The following is a 1,457-nucleotide window of genomic DNA, read 5'->3' as shown; positions in this document are numbered from 1 at the left end:
ACGCCGTCCAGCGAGCGCCGGTCGCCGAACTCCCGCGGCCGGCCGAGGTCGTCCGGGCCGGGCGGCGCGGGCCGCCTGGGCGCGTACGGGGGCGGGGTGAGCGACCCCTGGTCGTCGACGGGCCGGAAGCCGGTGATCACGCCGTCCCGCTGCTCGCCCGCGATCCGCACGCCCGCGTACTCGCCCTCCCAGTGCGGGGCGTCCGGGCCGCGGCCGCGGGAGTCGCGGAAGGCCTGCTCGGCCGCGTAGACGGCCTCGTCGGCGGTCCAGTGCGAGGGGAAGAAGGTGCGGCCCCGCTCCCCGCTGCCGGCCGCCGGGTCCAGGTGCACGGTGCGGTTGGGGTTCTCCCGGAACAGCCCGTCGGCGTGGGCCTGCCGGACGGCGGTCCGCAGCAGGTGCCCGCCCGCGCCGTCCGGGCCGTCGGACCCGTACAGCGAGGTGGTGCGGACCGTCTGCGGGACGAGCGGCCGCTCCGGGGCGCCGGGCCCGGGGCCGACGCCGAAGGCCTCGGCGAGCACCGCGCCCACGGTGCGCAGCCGCTGCGGCGCCGGGCCGCCGGCGGAGCGGTCGGTGCCGCCCTCCCGGTACACCTCGCGGGAGTCCTCGCGCAGCCCGAGGATCCGGCCGATCTGGTGGCCGAGCGCGTCCCGGTCGGCCGTCAGGCCCCAGTTCGCCTCGTCCTGGCGGACGGTGGTGCCGTGCAGCCGTACCGTCTGGTCGGCGGTGTCGGGCGCGTCGGTGAACTCGACCCGCACCCGCAGCACGCTGCCGTCGGGCAGCCGGTGGCCGCTGTTGTAGGCCTCGGCGGCGCCCTCCAGGACGCGGCGTCGCAGGGCGGCGACCCGGTCCGGGAACTCCTGGACGCGCGCCGTGTCCAGGTGCAGCTTCACGACGAGTTCGGTGGCCCGCCCGCCCGTGGGCAGCGTGCCGTACCGGGCCTCGTAGGAGCGCAGCGGGGAGGGCGTCTCGTCGGCCCGGTGGGGGCCGGCCGGCGGGGTGACCGTGGTGCTGGCGTAGCCGGGCCGCAGGTCGGAGCCACCGGCCGGGGCCGTGTGGTGCACCGGCGAGGGGACCGGGACGGGGACCGGGACCGGCACGGGCCCCGGCACCGGGACGGGGGCGGGCTCGTCGGCGTCCACGGGCCGGGGCCGGGACTGCTGCTGGGGCGGCCCGGCCTGGTCCTGCCGGAGCAGGGGGCTCGGCGTCGACCACGGGGTGCCCGCGCCGTCCTCGCCGTCCGCCCGGCGCGCCGCCGGCGTCAGGAGGTCGTCCACCGGGCGGGTGCGGGGATTCCCCTGGTCGGCGAGGAGCGAGGCGAGGCTCTCGGTCGGCCGCGGGCCGCGGGAGAGCGGCTCCTGGACGTCGTGGCGGCCGGACTCGTCGGTGCCGGCCGGCGGGCGCGGCGCGGTGGGCGGGGTCGGGGCCTGGGTGAGGTCCGGGGTCCGGGTGAGGTCCGG

The 1,457-nt window shown here is 79.9% G+C and carries 1 protein-coding gene; it reads right to left on the bottom strand.

Annotated features, from left to right (window positions below):
* A partial coding sequence (locus ABD308_RS37970) for an EndoU domain-containing protein (protein WP_344345413.1) occupies positions 1-1,457 on the bottom strand: 1,457 nt, incomplete at both ends.

Source organism: Kitasatospora putterlickiae (assembly GCF_039527695.1).
In the GTDB taxonomy this organism is placed as follows: Bacteria; Actinomycetota; Actinomycetes; order Streptomycetales; family Streptomycetaceae; genus Kitasatospora; species Kitasatospora putterlickiae.
This window is presented reverse-complemented; position numbering and strand designations above follow the sequence as displayed.